Below are 18840 nucleotides of genomic sequence, written 5' to 3'. Positions count from 1 at the left end.
CGCATCAGCGCGGGGGGGGGGGCTAGTGGGCGTTCCCCCTGAGGAGGGGGGTGCGGGTTCGGGGGGGGGGCGCGCCCCGCCCGGCGCGGCCCCCCCCCCCCCCCCGCGCATCTGATCACTCACGTCATCTCCTCCGGCAAGCCCTCTCACCGAAAACTCTACCCTCCTGGACAAAAAAAGTTTTCGGTGGGAGGGTGGAGCCATGTTGGACGTGACCGTGATCGAGGACGCCGAGGCCGCAGCCGTCTCGTTGGACCCCATAAGGGCCCGGCTGCTCGCCGAGCTGGCCGCCGGGCCCGCCTCGGCCGCCATGCTGGCCGGCAAGGTCGGGCTGCCCCGGCAGAAGGTGAACTACCACCTGAAGGCCCTGGAGCGGCACGGCCTGGTCGAGCTGGCCGGCGAGCGCCGCAAGGGCAATGTCACCGAGCGGCTGATGCGAGCCACCGCCGCGTCGTACGTGATCAGTCCGCTCGCCCTGGCCTCCGTACAGCCGGACCCCGACCGCTTCCGCGACCAGCTCTCGGCGCGGTGGCTGCTCGCCCTCGGCGCCCGGCTCGTCCGGGACGTCGGCTCGCTGATCACCGGCGCGACCAAGGCCCAGAAACGGCTTGCGACCTACGCGCTCGACGGCGAGGTCCGCTTCGCCTCGGCCGCCGACCGGGCCGCCTTCATCCAGGAGCTCACGGCGGGCGTCAGCGCCCTGATCCGCAAGTACGACGCCCCGGATGCCGAGGGCGGCCGCGACCATCGGATCGTCGTCGCCGTCCATCCCACGGTCAAGCCGGACGCTGCCCAAGGACGGGCCACCGAACCACAGACCACCGAACCGCAGACCGCCGAACCACAAGCCGCCGAAATCCGGGCCCCTGAGCCCGAAGCCGCCGAACCCCGGGCCGTCGAGGCCCCAGCCGCCGAGCTGACCGACTGACACGACACCCCACTTGACGCGCAGGAGCCCAAAATGTCCAAGGAATTCGAGATCGCCCGGGAGTTCGAGGTCGACGCCACGCCCGAGGAGGTGTGGGAGGCCATCACCGCCGGCACCGGCGGCTGGCTGTGGCCGATGGACGCCCCCGAGCCGAAGGAGGGCGGCCGGGGCCCCTTCGGATCCACGATCACCGCCTGGGAACCGCCGCACCGCTACACCAACCGCGTCGCAGACGTCGAGGGCATCTCCCAGCAGACCCTCAACCAGCTCGACCACACCATCGAGCCGCGCGAAGGCGGCCGACGCGCCTGGGTGCGGTACGTGCACAGCGGGATCTTCGTCGAGGACTGGGACAATCAGTACGACGGCGCCAACAAGCACACCGACTTCTACCTGCACACCCTGCGCGAATACCTGACCCACTTCGCGCCCCGCCCGGTCACCTTCGCGACCTTCAACGGCCCCGAGGCGTCCACGGCGGCCGACGCGTTCGACGCCGTGGGGCGAGCGCTCGGCCTGGCGGACGACCTCGCCGAGGGAACCACGGTCGAGGTGCGCGGGCCGGAGGGCCGGCTCTTCGACGCCGTGCTCGACTACCGCAACCCGTACTTCATCGGGCTGCGCACCGACGACGCGCTCATCCGCTTCTTCGGCCGCAACCACTGGGGCGCCCCGGTCGGCATCAGCGTCCACGACTTCGCGTCCGATGCCGACGCGAAGGCCAACGAGGCCGCCTGGCAGGGCTGGCTGACCGAACTGTTCGCCTGACCCTCGCGCACCACGGGACGAGCCCGGCCCCCCGGACGAAGGGGCCGGGCTCGTCGGCATGCGTCGCCGGAGCCGGATACGGCGCGTACGGGAGCTACGGCCGGAACCGCAGCACCTGCGGGTCGTGGTCGCTGATCTGGTCGTGGAACTCCGAGTTGATGTGCACGCTGTCGTAGTCGAGGTCGCAGCCCCGGCGGATCGACGGGCTGACCAGGATCTGGTCCAGGACCTGGCTGTTGCCCTGGTAGTCGTACGTGTACCGCTCGCTCCTGGGCAGCGACTTGATCGCGGACCACAGCTCGCCGTCACCCTCGAGGATCTTCGTGGTGTCGGAGAACTCGAAGTCGTTCATGTCGCCGAGCGCGATGACGTCCGCGTTCTTCTGGGTGTCGAGGATGTCCTTGACGAAGGCGTTCACCTCGGTCGCCTGGAGGTGGCGCTGGGTCTCCGAGCTGCGCGTCTGTGGCTGGTACTGCGAGTGCAGCGACTGGTCGCCGCCCTTGGAGGTGAGGTGGTTGGCGATCACGAAGACGGTCCTGCCGCGGAAGACGAACTCCCCGGCGAGCGGCTTGCGGCTGCTCTTCCAGGCGTCGCTGGACGGGTCGATACGGCCCGGGGAGACCGTCAGCTGCGCCTTGCCGTGCACCTTGGTGACGCCGACGGCGGTCGTGGAGTCGCCGCCCGGGCGGTCGGTGAAGGAGACCCGCTCCGGGTTGAAGAGGAAGACCTGGCGGATGTTGCCGCCCGGCTGGCCGCCGTCCTGGTCGTTGACCGGGTTGATCGAGCGCCAGTCGTACTTGGGGCCGCCCGCCGCGACGATCGCGTCGATCAGCTTGTTGACGGTCTGGCTCGCGTCGACGGTGCCGTCGTCCGTGGCGCCGTTGTTGTCCTGGATCTCCTCAAGGGACACGATGTCCGGCGACTGCAGGTTGTTCACGATCGCGGAGGCGTGGGCCGCGAAGGTGCCGTCGGACGGGTCCAGGTTCTCCACGTTGTACGTCGCCACGGCCAGCTCGCCGCGCGCCTGCTTACGGGTGGTCTCCCGCTGCAGACCGCCGCTCTTCAGAGTGCCGAGCCGGCTCGCGACGAGGGTGTAGCCGCCGAACTGGTTGTAGTCCAGGGGGCCGGTGGTCGTGCCGGTGAGCGTGTCACCGACGTTCGCGGCCGGGAAGTCGGCGGTCGGGCCGAGCGACTGGATCTGCAGCCGGCCGGTGTTCTGGGAGTCGTAGGAGCCGTAGACCGTGCCGCCGCGGCGGTCGGCGTGCTCGTGCGGCTTCACCGTGACCCACAGCTCGCTGTAGGGATCGGTGGCGGTGACCACGCGGGTGTCGGCGACCTGGACGTTCATGCCTTCCAGGGACTCGTAGTAGTCCAGGGCGTACGTCGCCGGTTCCAGGGCCAGGCCGTTGATCGAGCCGTTCGCGGCCGTGTCGCCCGCCGGGGTGTACTGGGCGGGCACGGACTTCGCGTCGATGACGACCGGCGCCGGAACGGCGTTGCCGCTGGAGAGCACCGTCACCGTCGGCTTGCTGATCTCCGTGACCGACTGGTTTCCGGACGAGGTGCCGCCCGGGACGTACTCCGAGACCGTGCCCGTCACCGTGACCGAGTCGCCGACGGCGACCTTCGGGGTGGAGCCGGTGAAGACGAAGATGCCCTCACTGGTGGCCGGGTTGTCGTCCGGGTTCGGGTCCTGGAACCAGAACCCCCTCGACGAGCCGTAGGTCCGCACGCCCGTGACGATTCCGGCCACGTCCGTGACCTTCTGGCCCGCGAGCGGCGACAGGCGGGTGGTGCCCTGGATGTCATGGATGCGCACGGTGTCCGCGTGTGCCGGCGTGGTCAGCACCACTCCGGACAGGGTGGAGCAGACGGCGGCGACGGTGAGCGCGGCGAGGCGCGTGGATGACTTGCTCGGCAACGGGATCCCTCCGGGGACATACGTGGGCGCCGGGACGAGTGTGGAGCGTGGAACCGTGGGGCACCGCGACCGGCAGGGCGGTGGCGACGCGCGTAGAGGACGGTGAACACCGATGGACGCCACTGAACGCCCGCCCTTCTACTCGCGGAACGCCAGTGAACGTCGGTGAACAAGTGTCCGCCGACTTCTACGCGCGTCAATCTCCTTGGTGGTCCGGGTAGTTGTCAAGGTTTCGGCCATGTACAGCCCCCGGCGAGGAGATGAACCGGGCGGCATGGGTGGAAATCCGTCTACGCTGAGCGTGTGTTTCGGGGCGCCCCCTCGGTCACTACGTACGTCCCAAGGAGACCCAGCCGATGTCAGACAGCTCCCCCTTGCCGCCGGTTCGGCTGCACTCCGAAGCGGAGCTCGCACGGGACGCGCTCGCCACACCGCTGCTCTCCCGCGCCGCACGGCTCGCCCGCTGGGCCGGGCCGGACACACGCGTCGGCGCCGGGGGCGAACTCGTCGAGGAACAGCTGCCCGCCGCGGCCGAGGCCCTCGGGCTGACCGGCGAGGACGCCGCCGCCTACGCGAGCGAGGCCTGGCGGGTCGCCGTCGACACCGGCCTCGTCGAGGTCGTCGACGAGGAGGAAGGGACGGTCGCCACGGGCGCCGACCTCGCGCTCCTGACCTCCGGCAGTCCTGGCGACGTGCTCGGCGTGTGGCTGACCGCGCTGGAGGCCGCGCTCGCCGACGCGAGCGTGCCCGATCTCGACGACCTGGTCGATGTCATGGACGAGAGCGGCCAGGTCGACCTGTCCACCCTCGACTGGGACCCCGAGGCGGAGGCCGATTTCCTCGACGGAGTACTCGGCAACCTCTATCTGCTGGCGGTCGGCGAGGAGGGCCCCGGTGACAGCCCGGTGCCGCTGCCCGCCCTCGCCGCGTCGATGATCGTGCCCGACGACATGAGTGAACCCACCAACGACGTCCTTGAACAGGTGTCGGACGCGATGATGCGGCTCGACGACCAGTTCCGGATCCTCGAACCGATCGGGCTCGTCGAATTCCAGCCGGTCGACGAGGCGCTGATGGCCGACCCCGACGAGGAGCCCGCGGCTCCCGTCGACGAGACGGACGTCAGCCGGTACGGGATGGTGCGGCTGACGCCGCTCGGTCTCTACGGGATGCGGGCCCGGCTGCTGGAGGCCGGGATGACCGCGCCCGCCGTGGGGGAGCTGGCGGACAAGGGCGCGGACGCGTTGCTCGACGGCACCTCCGTGTTCCCGCCGACGGCGGCGCAGGCCGAGACGGAGCAATGGCTGGCCCGGCGTGAACCGCTCGCCGCAGCAAGGGAGTTGCTCGCTGCGGCGCGCGGCGCGGACGCCGGAGCGCCACTGCGCCGGCTGCGCTGTCAGCAGGCGCTGTCCCTGGTCGGCGCGGAGGCCGAACCGGCGTTGCGCGAGGTGCTGGACGACGCCGAACTGGGGGGCCTGGCGCGGGTCTGGCTCACCGAGCACGGCGCGGCGGACGTGCCTGCGCCGCCGGAGTCCATGGTCTTCTGGCTGACCATCGACACGGTCGCCGCCCAGCTGGCGGCCGAGGGCAACTCGGCGGAACTCCAGGCCCTGGTGGAAGGACTGGCGGCACAGCACGGCGCCTTCTTCACCACGGCGTGGCGAGTGGACCACCCCGCCACCCCGGAGGTCCTGGAGGCGATGGGACGCCTGCACCCGGACAAGAAGGTGGCGAAGGAGGCCCGGAAGGCGGCGTTCAAGGCGCGGTCGCAGCAGGGGGGCTGAGGGGAGCCGGGGGCACCTCCTCCCGCCGCGCACCCTTCCGTCGACGGGACGGGATCACTGCCGCATTGCCTGCCATTGGTGTGCATGCGGCAGCCCCAAGGGGAGTACTTGGCGGATTCATAGAACACCGTCCCTCGAAGTCGGCCCGCGTTCAACCGGTGTTCAGGCGCGGACGGAACCGTGTACGCGCAACGACGTCCGCCACCACCCCCGACCGACTCACTCCCCTTCACAGGAGACAGCATGCCGTTCACCCGCAGGGACTTCGCCAGACGGTCCGCGCTCACCGGTGCCGGCATCGCCCTGGCCGGCAGCGTCGGCGCCCTCGCCACGGCTCCGAACTCCCTCGCGTCCACCGACACCGAGACCGCGAGCGGCAGCGAGGAGGACCGGCACGGCGGGGTCGGCTACGGGCCGCTCATCCCGGACCCGAAGGGCCTCCTCGCGCTGCCCGCCGGGTTCTCGTACCGCGTCATCACCTACAGCGGGAAGACCACGCTGGAGTCCGGCGAGTTCACCCCCTCCAACCACGACGGCACCTCCACCTTCGACGGTCCCCGAGGCGCCACCCTCCTCGTGAACAACCACGAGCTGAAGGGTCCGCGCGCCAACTGGAAGTACCCCGTGCCGCTCACCGAGGGCCTCGTCTACGACCCGGCCGCGTCCGGCGGCTGCACCGTCGTCGAGGTCCGCCACGACCAGGTCGCCGAGTGGGTCGGCATCGCGGGCACCTCCACCAACTGCGCGGGCGGCAACACCCCTTGGGGCACCTGGCTCACCTGCGAGGAGACCGAGGACAAGGCCGGCCAGAACGGCATGACCAAGGACCACGGCTATGTCTTCGAGGTCGACCCCGAGGACCGCCGCGCCAACCGCGACCCCAAGCCCATCAAGGCCCTCGGCCGCTACGCCCACGAGGCCGTCGTCGTCGACCCCAAGCGCGGCCACCTCTATCTGACCGAGGACGCGGCCGGCCCGAACGGCCTGCTGTACCGCTGGACCCCGCCCGAGGGCTTCTGCCACGGCCGCGGCAAGCTGCGCACCCTCACCGACGACGCGGGCCGCCTCCAGGCCTTCAAGTGCTTCGACTCCGGCGGCCGGTACGTCGACGACCTCTCCCGCGCCACGAAGATCGGCACGGTCTACGGCGTCGACTGGATCGACGTCTCCGACCGCGACGCGAAGACCACCTCCGTCCGCAAGCAGTTCGCCACAGGCGAGGTCACCCGCGCCCGCAAGCTGGAGGGCATGTGGTGGGGCGACGGCGGCGCGTACATCGTCTCCTCGTACGCCCGTGCGGAGAGCCCGGTCCAGCATGACGGCCAGGTCTGGTTCTACGACCCCCGACGCCGCACCCTGACCCTGAAGATGCTGCTCGGTATCAACCCCGACCCGTCCGCCGACGGCGCCTTCGACGGCCCGGACAACATCACCGTCTCCCCGTACGGCGGCCTGGTCATCGCCGAGGACGGCGAGGGCGTCCAGCACCTGTTCGGCGCCACCGACAGCGGCCGCACATACCCGATCGCCCGCAACGAGCTGAACATCGGCACCGCGGAGAAGCCGGAGTACAGCGAGTTCACCGGGGTCACCTTCTCGCCCGACGGGAAGACCCTGTTCGCCAACATCCAGGAGCCGGGCATCATGCTGGCCATCACCGGGCCCTGGAAGCGGCAGAAGCGCGACTGAATCCCCGGCAACTCCCCGCGGTAATTAATTCGTTCGCCCGGCCCGCGGAACGCCTCCTAGAGTGATGCACGTCCAGGTGCGAAGGCAGGACCTACTTCCACTCATAATGGGGCGGCCGCGGGTTCGAGTCCCGCCACCGGTACCACGAGCCGGTGTAGCTCAGGGGTTAGAGCACCTTGTCGGTTCCGCCGACCTCGATCTCTGGACACCACAACTTCATGCACCTCCCGGTGCGCGGGCTGCGGCTACTTCTTCTCGACAAAGAATCCCATGCCGCCGCCGACTTGATCTCGGGAGGCGCAGCACATGGTGGGTGCCCGGTGCGCAGGCAGCGGATACTTCGGGATCGGGTATGTTGCGGGTTCGAATCCCGTCATCGACTTGGGGGTCGATGTGGCGGAAATGGAAGACGCGCCTGACGTATAGTCCCGTCGCCGACCCCTGACCTCGGGCACCCTCCTTTTGCCGCGCCTCCCTCCGAAACAGACATGAATTCGGGGGAATTCACCATGGCGCGATTCAACACCAAGGCCGCCAAGGCGCAGACCACCTCGCGGGTGACGTCCACGGGACGTGTGCTCCGCACGTACGAGGGCGGCCGAGGCCGTGAGCGAGACGCGCGCTCCGAGCTCTTTCTGCTCTCGGTCTCGAACTTCGTCTCGCAGCAGACCTTCTACGAGACCGGCGGCGACCGCGACGACCGGTTTGCTCAGCTCGTGCGTGAACTCGCCGTCGCCGACCCGTCCTGGACCGCCGGCCTGCTCGGCTGGCTGCGCGGCGAGGGCAACCTCCGTACGGCCTCGATCGTGGGTGCCGCCGAGTACGTGAAGGCACGGCTCGATGCGGGCGCGACGGACGGCCCGCCGAACCGCCAGGTCGTGGCCTCCGTACTGCAGCGTCCCGACGAGCCCGGAGAGCTGCTCGCGTACTGGACCTCGGTGTACGGCCGTAACGTTCCCAAGCCGGTCAAGCGTGGCATCGCCGACGCCGTACGACGTCTGTACGGCGGCAAGGCGCTGCTGAAGTACGACACCGCCTCGAAGGGCTACCGCTTCGGCGACATCCTCAACCTGGTGCACGCCGCGCCGGACCCCGACAAGCCGTGGCAGGGCGAGCTGTTCCAGTACGCGCTGGACCGCCGGCACAACCCGGACACCGCCGTGCCGCCCGCATCGAACCGCGTGCTCACCGCACACCGTGAGCTGATGGCACTGCCGGTGGAGCAGCGGCGCGCGGTCGTCACGGCTCCCGACGGCGCCGAGCGGCTCGCGGCCGCGGGCATCACCTGGGAGGCGCTGGCGGGCTGGCTGCAGGGCCCGATGGACAAGGCCGCCTGGGAGGCGCTGATCCCGTCCATGGGCACGATGGCACTGGCGAGGAACCTGCGGAACTTCGACGAGGCCGGGGTGTCCGACGAGGTGGCCGCGCAGGTCGCCGCGCGGATCAGCGACCCGAGCGAGGTCGTGCGCTCGCGGCAGTTCCCCTTCCGGTACCTCGCCGCGTACCGGCATGCGCCGTCGCTGCGCTGGTCCTACCCGCTGGAGCAGGCGCTCGGCCACTCGCTGGCCAATGTGCCCGCGCTGTCCGGCCGCACCCTGGTGCTCGTGGACCGTTCGGGCTCGATGTTCTACTCGCGGCTGTCGGATCGCTCGGAGCTCAACCGGGCCGACGCGGCGGCGATCTTCGGCACGGCGCTCGCGCTTCGGGCGGCGGACGCCGATCTGGTCGAGTTCGGGAGCAGCAGCAACAATGTGAAGTTCCGGAAGGGCGAGTCGGTGCTGAAGATCCTCGACCGCTTCGGCGACCTGGGCGGCACCGACACCACCGGGGCGGTGCGCCGTCACTACAAGAAGCACGACCGGGTGCTGATCGTCACGGACGAGCAGTACGCGTACAGCCAGTACGGCGACCCGACCGAGCAGGTCCCGGCGCATGTGCCCGTCTACACCTGGAACCTGGCCGGGTACAGGGCCGGCCACGGCCCGTCGGGGAAGGGGAACAGGCACACCTTCGGGGGGCTCTCGGACGCGGCCTTCCGGATGGTGCCCCTCCTTGAGGCGGCGAGGGACGCCGACTGGCCGTGGGCTGCCTGACGTCCTGGATTGAGCGGGGCTCGCACTTCGGTGCGGGCCCCGCTTTTGTCTGCTCTTCCTCTGCTCTTGTTTGCGTGCTCTCTGATATCTAACATTTCAGTTCATGGAGGCCATCCGGCGCATGCCCCGCACCCTGCTGCGGGACCGCGCCTACGAAGCGATCCGGGACGCCATCGTGGCCGGGGAGATCGAGCCCGGTGCGGTGGTGCGGGACGCCGACCTCGCCGAGCGGCTGGGGCTGTCGCGCGCGCCCGTGCGCGAGGCCTTCTCGCGGCTCGTCGACGAGGGGCTGCTGGAGAGCAAACCGCAGAGCTACACCCGGGTGACCCCGGTCGTCGCCGCCGACGTACGCGACGCCGCGGCCGTGGTCGGCGCCATGCACGAGCTGGCCACGCGGGTCGCCGTGTCCCGGTTGCGGCATGCCGACGTGGACGTGATGCGCGCGGCCAACGAGCGGTTCGCGGCCGCCGTACGGGCCGGAGATGTGGACACCGCCCTGCGCGCCGACGACGAACTGCACGACGTCCTCATCCGCGCGAGCGGCAACCGTGCTGCCGCCGCCACCGTCGCCCGCTACACCCCGCTCATCCGGCGGCTCGAACGACGGCGCTTCGGCGAGGGCGGGAACTGCCTCTCGGCCGGGCTGCACGAGCGGCTGATCGAGGCCTGCGCGGGCGGTGACGTGGACGAGGCGGTCCGCGTCACGGCCCGGATCTGGCGGGGCCTGGAGGAGCTCGCCGACGAAACCGATGAAGCCGACGAAGACGAAACCGGCGAAGAGGCCCACTGACCCCGGGAGGTCCCATGTCCCTGTCCTCGTACGAGCGTTACCCGCTCCTCTTCGGCCCCTCGCCGGTCCACCCACTGGAGCGGCTCACCAGGCACCTGGGGGGTGCGGCCCTGTGGGCCAAGCGGGAGGACTGCAACTCCGGTATCGCATACGGCGGGAACAAGACCCGCAAGCTGGAGTACCTCGTCGCCGACGCGCTCGCGCAGGGCTGCGACACGCTCGTCTCGATCGGCGGGGTGCAGTCCAACCACACCCGGCAGGTCGCCGCGGTCGCCGCCCGCGCGGGGCTCAAGTGCGTGCTCATCCAGGAGAGCTGGGTGGAGTGGCCCGACTCCGTGTACGACAAGGTCGGCAACATCCTCGTCAGCCGGCTCGCCGGGGCCGATGTACGGCTGGTCAGGGCCGGGTTCGGGATCGGCTTCAAGGAGAGCTGGGAGCAGGCGCTGCGCGAGGTCGAGGAGGCGGGCGGCAAGCCGTACGCCATTCCCGCCGGCGCCTCCGACCACCCGCTCGGCGGTCTCGGGTTCGCGAACTGGGCGTACGAGGTCGCCGAACAGGAGCGGGAGACGGGCGTCTTCTTCGACACCGTGATCGTGTGCTCCGTGACCGGTTCCACCCAGGCGGGCATGGTCGCGGGGTTCCGTGCGCTGGAGGAGGCGGGCGGGCGTGGGCGCCGCGTGATCGGCATCGACGCATCGGCGGAGCCCGCCCGCACCCGGGAGCAGATCGCCCGCATCGCTCACAACACCGGGCAACTCATCGGTGTCAAGAAGGAGTTGACCGCGGAGGACGTCGAACTGGACGAGCGGTACCACGCGGGAACGTACGGCATACCGGACGGGACCACGCTGGAGGCGATGCGGCTCGCCGCCCGGACGGAGGGGATGGTCACCGACCCCGTGTACGAGGGGAAGTCGATGGCCGGGCTCATCGACCTCGTCTCACGCGGGGAGATCGGCCGTGACTCCACGGTCCTCTACGCCCACCTGGGCGGGCAGCCGGCGCTGAACGCGTACAGCGCGCTGTTCTAGGCGGCCCTGTCCCTTCCTGTGATCACGAGCGCCGACACCAGCAGGGCGGTCAGCGCGATCAGTGCGCCGACACCGAACGCGATGGCCGCACCCTGGGTGAGGATCTCGGCCGGGGATCCGGTCGCGTGCCGGGTCGCCGTGCCGAAGACCGTGACCAGGACGGACAGGCCGAGGGTGCCGCCGAGCCACTGCAGGGTCTGCAGAAGACCCGAGGCGGCGCCCGCCTCTCGCGGCTGGATTCCGGCGAGGATGGTCGCGTTGAGCGGCATGAAGCTCAGGCCGACGCCGAGCCCCATCAGCAGCAGCGGACCGAGCAGACCGGTGGCGTAGCCGTCGCCGGGCCGCAGCCGCCACAGCCACCCGGCCGCCACGGCGAGCAGCGCCATGCCGGTGAGCAGCACCGGTTTGGCACCGAGGCGGGCGAGCAGCCTGGGGACGAAGCGTACGACGGTGAACATCACCAGGGTCATGGGCAGGAAGGCGAACCCCGCACGCAACGGGCTGTAGCCGAGAACCTGTTGGGTGATCAGGGTGAGGAAGTAGAAGGCTCCGAACATACCGGCGGGCAGCAGCAGGACGCCCGCATAGCCGCCCGCCCGGTTGCGGTTCGCGAACAGACTCAGCGGCATGATCGGCTGCCCGGCCCGGGACTCGATCAGGATGAAGACCGTCAGCAGGGCCGCCGCCGTACCGAAGCCGAGCAGCGCCTGGGTGTCGCTCCAGCCCTGTTCCGAGACGCGGATGAACGCATACACCAGCGAGGTCATCCCGGCCGTCCCGGTGAGCGTGCCCGCCACGTCGAACCGGCCCGCGTGGCGCGGGGTTTCGGTGACGAAGCGGGGAAGGGCCACGGCGACCGCGATACCGATGGGCACGTTGATCAGCAGGGCCCAGCGCCAGGACGTCCAGGAGGTGAGCATGCCGCCCAGGACCAGGCCGACGGAGGCGCCGATGCCCGCCATGGACGAGTAGACGCCCAGGGCGTGGTGCCGACGCGGGCCCTCCGGGAAGTTGGTGGTGATCAGGGCGAGGGTGCTGGGTGCGATGAGGGCGGCGCCGACACCCTGGAGCGCGCGGGCCACGAGCAGCCAGGCGCTCTCGCCGGCGAGACCGCCGAGGAGTGAGGAGAGGGCGAAGAGCAGGGCACCGAGGGTGAGCGCACGGCGTCGGCCGACGATGTCGCCGACGCGCCCGCCGAGCAGCAGCAGTCCGCCGAAGGCGAGGGTGTAGGCGTTGAGGACCCAGGACAGACCGGTGCGGCTGAAGTGCAGGTCCTGTTGGATGTCGGGCAGGGCGACATTGACGACGGTGGAGTCCACGCCGACCATCAGGTAGGCGGTGACGATGACGAAGAGGACGGTGCCGAGCCTGGCGGGTTGCTGTGGTGCGGAAGGTGCGTCGGCGGTCGTGGACGGTGCGGACGGGGTGGACATCGAGTTCTCCCGGTCTGGCGTCCCCGGATGAGATGTGTGCGGGCAGCACGGAGGAATGGTGCGTGGGCAGCGCGAGCCGCCCGCGGAAATAACCGGGGACTGTCTCCGTTTAATGCTCGATAAGATACGGAGAGGGTCCCCGGTTCGCAAGGAGTATCTGGATGTCGCAGGCCAAGCCCATGCGCGCGGACGCCCGTCGCAACTACGAGAGGTTGCTGAAGGCGGCGGCCGTCGCCTTCGCCGAGCACGGTGAGAACGCGTCGCTCGACGACATCGCCAAGCGGGCGGGCGTCGGATCAGGCACGCTCTACCGGCACTTCCCGACGCGTCAGGCGCTGCTGGAGGCCGCCTACATCGACCGGGTCGAGGCGATCGCCGCACGCGCCGACGAACTCGCGAAGGAACTGCCGCCGGGCGAGGCGCTGGCAGAGTGGCTGAACGAGGTCGGCGAGGGGATGATCCAGGTCCGTGGACTGAAGGCCCTGCTGGGCTCGGCCGTCACGGACGGAGGCGCCAGTGCGGTCACGGCCTGCGCCGACAAGATGAAGGCGGCGGCGACGCTCCTGGTCGGGGCGGCGCAACGGGAGGGGACCCTGCGGGCGGATGTCGAGCCGATCGAGGTCCTGCGGCTGGCGCACGGGGTGGCGACGGCATCCGAGCTGGCGAACGGCGAGGGGAAACACATCCGCCGCTATCTCTCGCTGCTGACGGAGGGGTTGCGGCCGTAGCGCGACGGCCGCCGTACGTGCGGGCACCCTCTCTGACCGGGGGATGCCCGCAGGTGTCGTACGGACTGCCTTACGACTGCTTACGACCGCTCACAGCGCCTGGGCCGCCGGCTGCACCATGTTCCGTACCGTGCGGGCCTTGACGAAGTCGCCCATGGCGGTCATGTCCCACTCCCCGGAGAACTGCCTGATCAGCTTGGCCATCATCACGCCCGTCTGCGGCTCCGCGTGCGTCAGGTCGAAGCGGACCAACTCCTGGTCGGTAGCGGCGTCGACGAGACGGCAGTAGGCCTTGGCGACCTCGGTGAACTTCTGGCCGGAGAAGGAGTTCACGGTGAAGACCAGGCCCGTGACTTCCTGCGGAAGGCGGCCGAGGTCGACCGTGATGACCTCGTCGTCGCCCCCGCCCTCACCCGTGAGGTTGTCGCCGGAGTGCTTGACCGCGCCGTTCAGGATGGTCAGCTTGCCGAAGTAGCAGCTGTCGATGTGGTTGCGCTGCGGGCCGTACGCGATGACCGACGCGTCGAGGTCGATGTCCTTGCCGCGGAACGCGGGCTCCCAGCCGAGGCCCATCCTGACCTGGGAGAGCAGCGGGCGGCCGCCCTTGACGAGGGAGACGGTCTGGTTCTTCTGGAGGCTGACCCGGCCCTTGTCGAGATTGATCTTTCCGGTGCCGGGGGCGGGGGTCGGCGGGGCCGGAGGAGCGGCGGGCGCCGGGGGCTGCACGACCGGCTGCGGAGGAGCCACCGGCTGCGGCGGCGCGACGGGAGCCGGCGCGGGCTCCTCCACCGTGACCCCGAAGTCGGTCGCGATGCCCGCCAGGCCGTTGGCGTATCCCTGCCCGACGGCACGTGCCTTCCACACACCGCCCCGCAGATACACCTCCACGACGACCAGGGCGGTCTCCGTGCCGAGCTGGGGCGGAGTGAAGGTGGCCAGGACGGAGTTGTCGTCCGCGTTGCGGACCGTGGCCGTCGGTTCGATGCCCTGGAAGGTCTGGCCCGCGGCGTCCGGGCTGGCCGTGACGACGATCTTCTCGATGCCCGGGGGGACCGTGGCGGTGTCGACCGTGATCGAGTCGGGGCTTGTGCCGCCGCCGGAGCGGTAGGTGACGCCCGGGCCCGTGGGCTGGTTGTAGAAGATGAAGTCGTCGTCGGAGCGGACCTTGCCGTCGGCGGTGAGCAGGAGGGCCGAGACGTCGAGCCGCACCGGGGCGGCGACGTCGACCGTCACCCGGGTGACGCCGAGCGGGATGTTCGAGCCGGGGGTCATAGCTGTCATGCCTGGGATAACGAGCGAGAGTGCTTTACCGTTCCCTTACCCGGTGTGCTGCCCGTATGGGTCTCGCCCCGGCTGCCCCTTTGCGTCCCGACCTCCAGGGGCTCCGCCCCTTCGGCCCCGGCAGGGGGCTCCGCCCCCTGGACCCCCGCTCCTCAAACGCCGGAGGGGCTGATTTTCAGCGGGGGCGGCGGGGGCGAAATCCCCTCCGGCGCCCCTACGGCACCACCACGATCTTGCGCCCCACTCCCGCCGCAAACTGCTCCAGCGCCTGCGGGTACCGCTCCAGGGGGATCCGGTCGCTGATGAACACCTTGGGGTCGAGCACTCCGCCCGCGAACAGTTCGGCCGCTCGCTCGAAGCTGTGGAGGACGGCCATGGAACCGGTGATGGTGATCTCCTGGTTGTAGATGCGGTACGGGTCGATGGTGACCTGCGTCGCATAGTCCGCCACCCCGAACTGCAGGAACGTTCCCGCCTTCGCCACCCGTCCGAGGCCGTCCTGGATCGCGGCCGCGTTGCCCGTGGCGTCGACCACCAGGTCCCAGCCCTGCGGCCGGTCCAGTTCGTCGGCGCTCGCCGCGCACGCCGAGGCGCCCAGCTGCTGGGCCGTCGCCAGGCGCGTCGGGTTCACGTCCAGTACGTCCACGCTCGCCGCGCCCGTCCGCTTGGCCAGTTCCAGCATCATCAGGCCCATCGTGCCGGAGCCGTAGATCAGGACGTGCGCGCCCAGCCGGGACTGCAGCACGTCGTAGCCGCGCACCGCGCAGGAGAGCGGTTCGATCAGTGCCGCGTCCTCGGTGCGGACGTGCTCGGGAAGCTTCACGCAGTTGGCCACCGGCGCCACCGCGTACTGCGCCGCACCGCCGGCCGTCGTCACGCCGATCGCCGCCCACCGCTCGCACAGGTTGTTGTGGCCAGTACGGCAGTACCGGCACTCGTAGCAGTACAGGGACGGGTCCACGGCCACCCGGTCTCCGATGGACAGTTCGGTGACCTGGGCGCCCAGTCCGACGACCTCGCCCGCGAACTCGTGGCCCGGCACGATGGGCAGTTTGGGGGCGAACTCGCCCTGGAGGATGTGCAGGTCGGTGCCGCACAGGCCGCAGGCAGCCACCTCGACGACGACCTCGCGGGGGCCGGGTGTCGGGTCCGGGACCTCGGCGACGACGGCACGGCCCACGGACTCGATGACGGCGGCCTTCATTTCACGGCTCCCAGTGACAGGCCCTGGACCAGCTTGTCCTGGGCGGCGAACCCCGCGGCGAGCACCGGCAGGGAGATGACGAGCGACGCGGCGCACACCTTGGCCAGGAACAGGCCCTGGCTGGTGATGAAGCCGGTCAGGAAGACGGGGGCCGTTTCGGCCACCACACCCGTGAGCACCCGGGCGAAGAGCAGTTCGTTCCAGCTGAAGATGAAGCAGATCAGGGCGGTCGCGGCGATACCGGGCAGGGCGATGGGAGCGACCACCCGGGTGAGGACCGTCGGCAGCCGGGCGCCGTCGATCTGCGCCGCCTCGATGACGGCCACCGGGACCTCGGCGAGGAAGGACTGCATCATCCACACCGCGATCGGCAGGTTCATGGAGGTGTAGAGGATGATGAGCAGCCAGATGTTGTCGAGCATCCCGGCGTTCTTGGCGAACAGGTAGATCGGCAGCAGGCCCGCCACCGCCGGCAGCATCTTCGTGGACAGGAAGAAGAACAGGACGTCCGTCCATTTCTTCACCCGGCGGATGGACAGGGCGTACGCCGCCGGGAAGGCCAGCAGGAGCACGCACAGGGTCGAGATCACCGACGCCATGGTCGAGTTGATCAACGCGGGCCAGGGGCTCGCGCCGCCGCCCACGCCGAAGAACTCGCGGTAGCTGTCCAGGGTCAGGGAGGCCCCGAAGGACGGCGGGTTTGTCGCGGCGTCGGCCTCCGAGTGGAACGAGGTCAGGGCCATCCACGCGATGGGCAGGAAGAACAGCAGACCGACCAGCCAGGCCAGCAGGCCCAGGCCCGCTCCGCGGCGACGGCGGCTGCGTACGGTCGCGGTACGTACGGCGACGGCGCTCATGCCCGGGACACCTCCTCGCGGAACAGGGACGACACCACGCGCAGGGCGAAGGTGGCGATGACGATGGAGCCGATGACGACCAGGACGCCGGCGGCCGAGGCGAGGCCGTTCTCATGGGCCTGGTAGAAGCTCTGGTAGACGGTGTAGGGGAGGTTCGCGGTGCCCAGGCCGCCCGAGGTGAGCGTGAAGACCGCGTCGAAGTTCTGGACGATGTAGATCGAGCCCAGCAGGGCGCCCAGCTCCAGATACCGGCGCAGATGCGGGAGCGTGAGATGGCGGAAGATCTGCCAGTCGCTCGCGCCGTCCACCCGCGCCGCCTCGATCTGCTCGGGGTCGCGGCTCTGCAGACCCGCCAGCAGGATCAGCATCATGAACGGTGTCCACTGCCAGACGAGCGAGGCCTCGACCGCGAGCAGCGGAGTGTTGGAGATCCAGTCCGGCTGGGGGCCGCCCACATAGTGCAACAACCCATTGAACAGGCCGTATTCAGGGTTGTAGAGCACATGCTTCCAGAGCAGGGCCGCAGCCACCGGCACCACCAGGAACGGTGCGATCAGCAGGGTGCGGACCACGCCGCGGCCCCGGAACCGGCGGTTGAGCAGCAACGCTATGCCGAGGCCCAGGACCAGGCTGACCAGGACCACCGTGACCGTCAGCAGGACCGTCGTCCACACCGAGTGGCGCAGGTCCGGGTCGGTCAGGACCTGGCGGTAGTTGTCGACGCCGGTGAAGTGGCGGTCCTTCGGATACAGGGCGTTCCAGTCGAAGAACGAGATCACCAGGGTCGCCACGAACGGCAGCTGGGTCACCACGATCATGAAGACCAGCGCGGGCAGCAGAGGGGCCCGGGTGGCCCAGGCCCGCATGCGGTTCGGCGGCCGGGTCGCCGGCCGCGCAGCGGCGGCGGCGACCCGGGAGGTGGACGTCATGATGGTCATGATCCCTCGTACTTCTTGGCGACGGCCTCGGCGAGCTGCTGCGACTTCTGCAGCGCGCTGTCCACGGACTCCCGGCCGGCGATGGCGGAGCTGATCTCCTGGGAGACCTTGGTGCCCAGATCGGTGAACTCCGGGATGCCGACGAACTGGATGCCGGGCGCGGGGCGGGGCTGCACACCCGGGTCGTTCGGCTTGGCACTGGCGATGGCGTTGCGGGTGACGTCGGCGAAGGCGGCCGCTTCCTTGCGGTACTCCGGGATGTCATAGGTCGACGAACGCTTGCCGGCCGGCACGTTGGACCAGCCCGCCGTCTTGCCCACGAGCTTCTCGTAGTCCTTGCCGGACGCCCACGAGATGAACTTCCAGGCGTCGTCGGCGTGCTGGGACGCCTTCTGGATCCCCCATGCCCAGGTGTAGAGCCAGCCGGAGCTGTCGGTCTTGTCGACCGGGGCCGGGACATAGCCGATCTTGCCCTTGACCGGGGAACCGGGGGCCTCCAGCGAACCCGCGCCGGACGTGGCGTCGTACCACATCGCCGTCTTGCCCTGCGTCATGTCGTTCAGGCACTCGGCGAAGCCGGACTGTGCGGCGCCGGACTCGCCGTGCTTGCGGACCAGGTCGACATAGAACTGCGTGGCCTGCTTGAACTCCGGCGAGTCCACCTGTGCCTTCCAGTTCTTGTCGAACCAGGTGCCGCCGAAGGTGTTGACGACCGTGGTCAGCGGAGCCATCACCTCGCCCCAGCCGGGCAGCCCGCGCAGACAGATGCCCTTCATCCCGGACTCGGCGCCGTCCGCCTTGGCGGCCAGGTCGGCGACCTGCTGCCAGGTCGGCTTGGCCGGCATGGTCAGGCCCTTCTTCTGGAAGACGTCCTTGCGGTACATCAGGAAGGAGGACTCGCCGTAGAAGGGCTCGCCGTAGAGCTTGCCGTCCGCGGCGGTCAGGGCCTGCGTCATCGGGGCGAGGATGTCCTGCTGGCCGAAGGCGGTGTCGCTCTTGACGTAGGAGTCGACCGGGTGGAGCCAGCCGTTCTTGGCGTAGATCGGGATCTCGTAGTTGCTGAGCGTGGCGACGTCGTACTGGCCCGCCTGGTTGGCGAAGTCCTGGCTGATCTTGTCTCGGACGTCGTTCTCCGGCAGGACGGTGAAGTTCACCTTGATCCCGGTGCTCTTCGTGAAGTTGTCGGCGGTGAGCTTCTGCAGCTCCACCATCTGCGGGTTGTTCACCATCAGGACGTTGATGGAGTGGGCGGAGGATCCGCCGCCCGCGCCGCCGGCGCCCGAACAGCCGGCCAGTAGCGGCGTGATCAGCGTTCCTGCGGTGGCCACGGCAAACAGGGCGCGGGGTGTTCTGCGGCTCTGGGATCGCATGGGGGTACTCCTGAACATATGGGGA

15 protein-coding genes are annotated in these 18840 nt (G+C 69.9%); 8 read left to right on the top strand and 7 right to left on the bottom strand.

Annotation, left to right across the window (positions count from 1 at the left end):
* Window positions 1-202: 202 nt before the first annotated feature.
* On the top strand, window positions 203-928 hold the full coding sequence (locus tag ABT186_RS20005; RefSeq protein WP_351926110.1) for an ArsR/SmtB family transcription factor: 726 nt from the start codon (window positions 203-205) through the stop codon (window positions 926-928).
* Between the two features lie 33 nt (window positions 929-961).
* Window positions 962-1696, top strand: a complete 735-nt coding sequence (locus tag ABT186_RS20000) for an SRPBCC family protein (RefSeq protein WP_351235390.1) — start codon at window positions 962-964, stop codon at window positions 1694-1696.
* A gap of 94 nt (window positions 1697-1790) precedes the next feature.
* Here the strand turns inward: ABT186_RS20000 and ABT186_RS19995 are convergent, their stop codons facing one another.
* Window positions 1791-3617, bottom strand: coding sequence for a DUF8508 domain-containing protein (locus tag ABT186_RS19995; RefSeq protein ID WP_351235388.1), 1827 nt, complete (start codon window positions 3615-3617; stop codon window positions 1791-1793).
* 356 nt (window positions 3618-3973) lie between these two features.
* On the opposite strand from ABT186_RS19995, the gene ABT186_RS19990 reads away from it, so the two are divergent.
* From ABT186_RS19990 to ABT186_RS19970, 5 genes are all read left to right on the top strand, one after another.
* Window positions 3974-5401, top strand: a complete 1428-nt coding sequence (locus ABT186_RS19990; RefSeq protein WP_351235386.1) for a hypothetical protein — start codon at window positions 3974-3976, stop codon at window positions 5399-5401.
* A 243-nt stretch (window positions 5402-5644) separates the two neighbouring features.
* Window positions 5645-7090, top strand: a complete 1446-nt coding sequence (locus tag ABT186_RS19985) for an alkaline phosphatase PhoX (RefSeq protein ID WP_351926108.1) — start codon at window positions 5645-5647, stop codon at window positions 7088-7090.
* A 509-nt stretch (window positions 7091-7599) separates the two neighbouring features.
* Window positions 7600-9183 (top strand): TROVE domain-containing protein, encoded by a 1584-nt coding sequence (locus tag ABT186_RS19980; protein ID WP_351926106.1) that lies wholly within the window; start codon window positions 7600-7602, stop codon window positions 9181-9183.
* 103 nt (window positions 9184-9286) lie between these two features.
* Window positions 9287-9973, top strand: a complete 687-nt coding sequence (locus ABT186_RS19975) for a GntR family transcriptional regulator (RefSeq protein ID WP_351235382.1) — start codon at window positions 9287-9289, stop codon at window positions 9971-9973.
* Between the two features lie 14 nt (window positions 9974-9987).
* Window positions 9988-11004: a 1-aminocyclopropane-1-carboxylate deaminase gene (locus tag ABT186_RS19970; RefSeq protein WP_351235380.1), complete on the top strand. Its 1017-nt coding sequence runs from the start codon at window positions 9988-9990 to the stop codon at window positions 11002-11004.
* Here the strand turns inward: ABT186_RS19970 and ABT186_RS19965 are convergent.
* The gene (locus ABT186_RS19965) at window positions 11001-12437 is read right to left on the bottom strand and encodes an MFS transporter (RefSeq protein ID WP_351926105.1); all 1437 of its coding nucleotides are present in this window, start codon (window positions 12435-12437) and stop codon (window positions 11001-11003) included. The genes ABT186_RS19970 and ABT186_RS19965 overlap by 4 nt on opposite strands.
* 161 nt (window positions 12438-12598) lie before the next feature.
* Between ABT186_RS19965 and ABT186_RS19960 the strand changes: the two genes are divergently transcribed.
* Complete coding sequence (locus ABT186_RS19960) at window positions 12599-13165, top strand: TetR/AcrR family transcriptional regulator (RefSeq protein WP_351235376.1); 567 nt, start codon at window positions 12599-12601, stop codon at window positions 13163-13165.
* Between the two features lie 90 nt (window positions 13166-13255).
* Here the strand turns inward: ABT186_RS19960 and ABT186_RS19955 are convergent, their stop codons facing one another.
* The 5 genes from ABT186_RS19955 to ABT186_RS19935 all read right to left on the bottom strand — a co-directional run bounded on the left by ABT186_RS19955 (window position 13256) and on the right by ABT186_RS19935 (window position 18815).
* The gene (locus ABT186_RS19955) at window positions 13256-14437 is read right to left on the bottom strand and encodes a TerD family protein (protein ID WP_351235394.1); all 1182 of its coding nucleotides are present in this window, start codon (window positions 14435-14437) and stop codon (window positions 13256-13258) included.
* Window positions 14438-14660: 223 nt separating this feature from the next.
* Window positions 14661-15650, bottom strand: coding sequence for a zinc-dependent alcohol dehydrogenase family protein (locus tag ABT186_RS19950; RefSeq protein ID WP_351223384.1), 990 nt, complete (start codon window positions 15648-15650; stop codon window positions 14661-14663).
* Entirely contained in the window at window positions 15647-16507 is an 861-nt protein-coding gene (locus tag ABT186_RS19945; RefSeq protein WP_351223382.1) for a carbohydrate ABC transporter permease, read from the bottom strand. Before ABT186_RS19945 ends, ABT186_RS19950 begins: the two co-directional genes overlap by 4 nt.
* Window positions 16504-17436 (bottom strand): carbohydrate ABC transporter permease, encoded by a 933-nt coding sequence (locus ABT186_RS19940; protein WP_502973256.1) that lies wholly within the window; start codon window positions 17434-17436, stop codon window positions 16504-16506. Before ABT186_RS19940 ends, ABT186_RS19945 begins: the two co-directional genes overlap by 4 nt.
* Before the next feature lie 5 nt (window positions 17437-17441).
* Window positions 17442-18815 carry an ABC transporter substrate-binding protein gene (locus ABT186_RS19935; RefSeq protein WP_351223378.1) on the bottom strand — a complete coding sequence of 458 codons (1374 nt, stop codon included), beginning with the start codon at window positions 18813-18815 and terminating at the stop codon, window positions 17442-17444.
* Between the last annotated feature and the right edge of the window lie 25 nt (window positions 18816-18840).

This window comes from Streptomyces sp. NPDC001634 (assembly GCF_040298185.1).
Classification (GTDB): domain Bacteria; phylum Actinomycetota; class Actinomycetes; order Streptomycetales; family Streptomycetaceae; genus Streptomyces.
The sequence above is the reverse complement of the archived record's forward strand: the minus strand, read 5'-3'. Positions and strand labels throughout refer to the sequence as shown.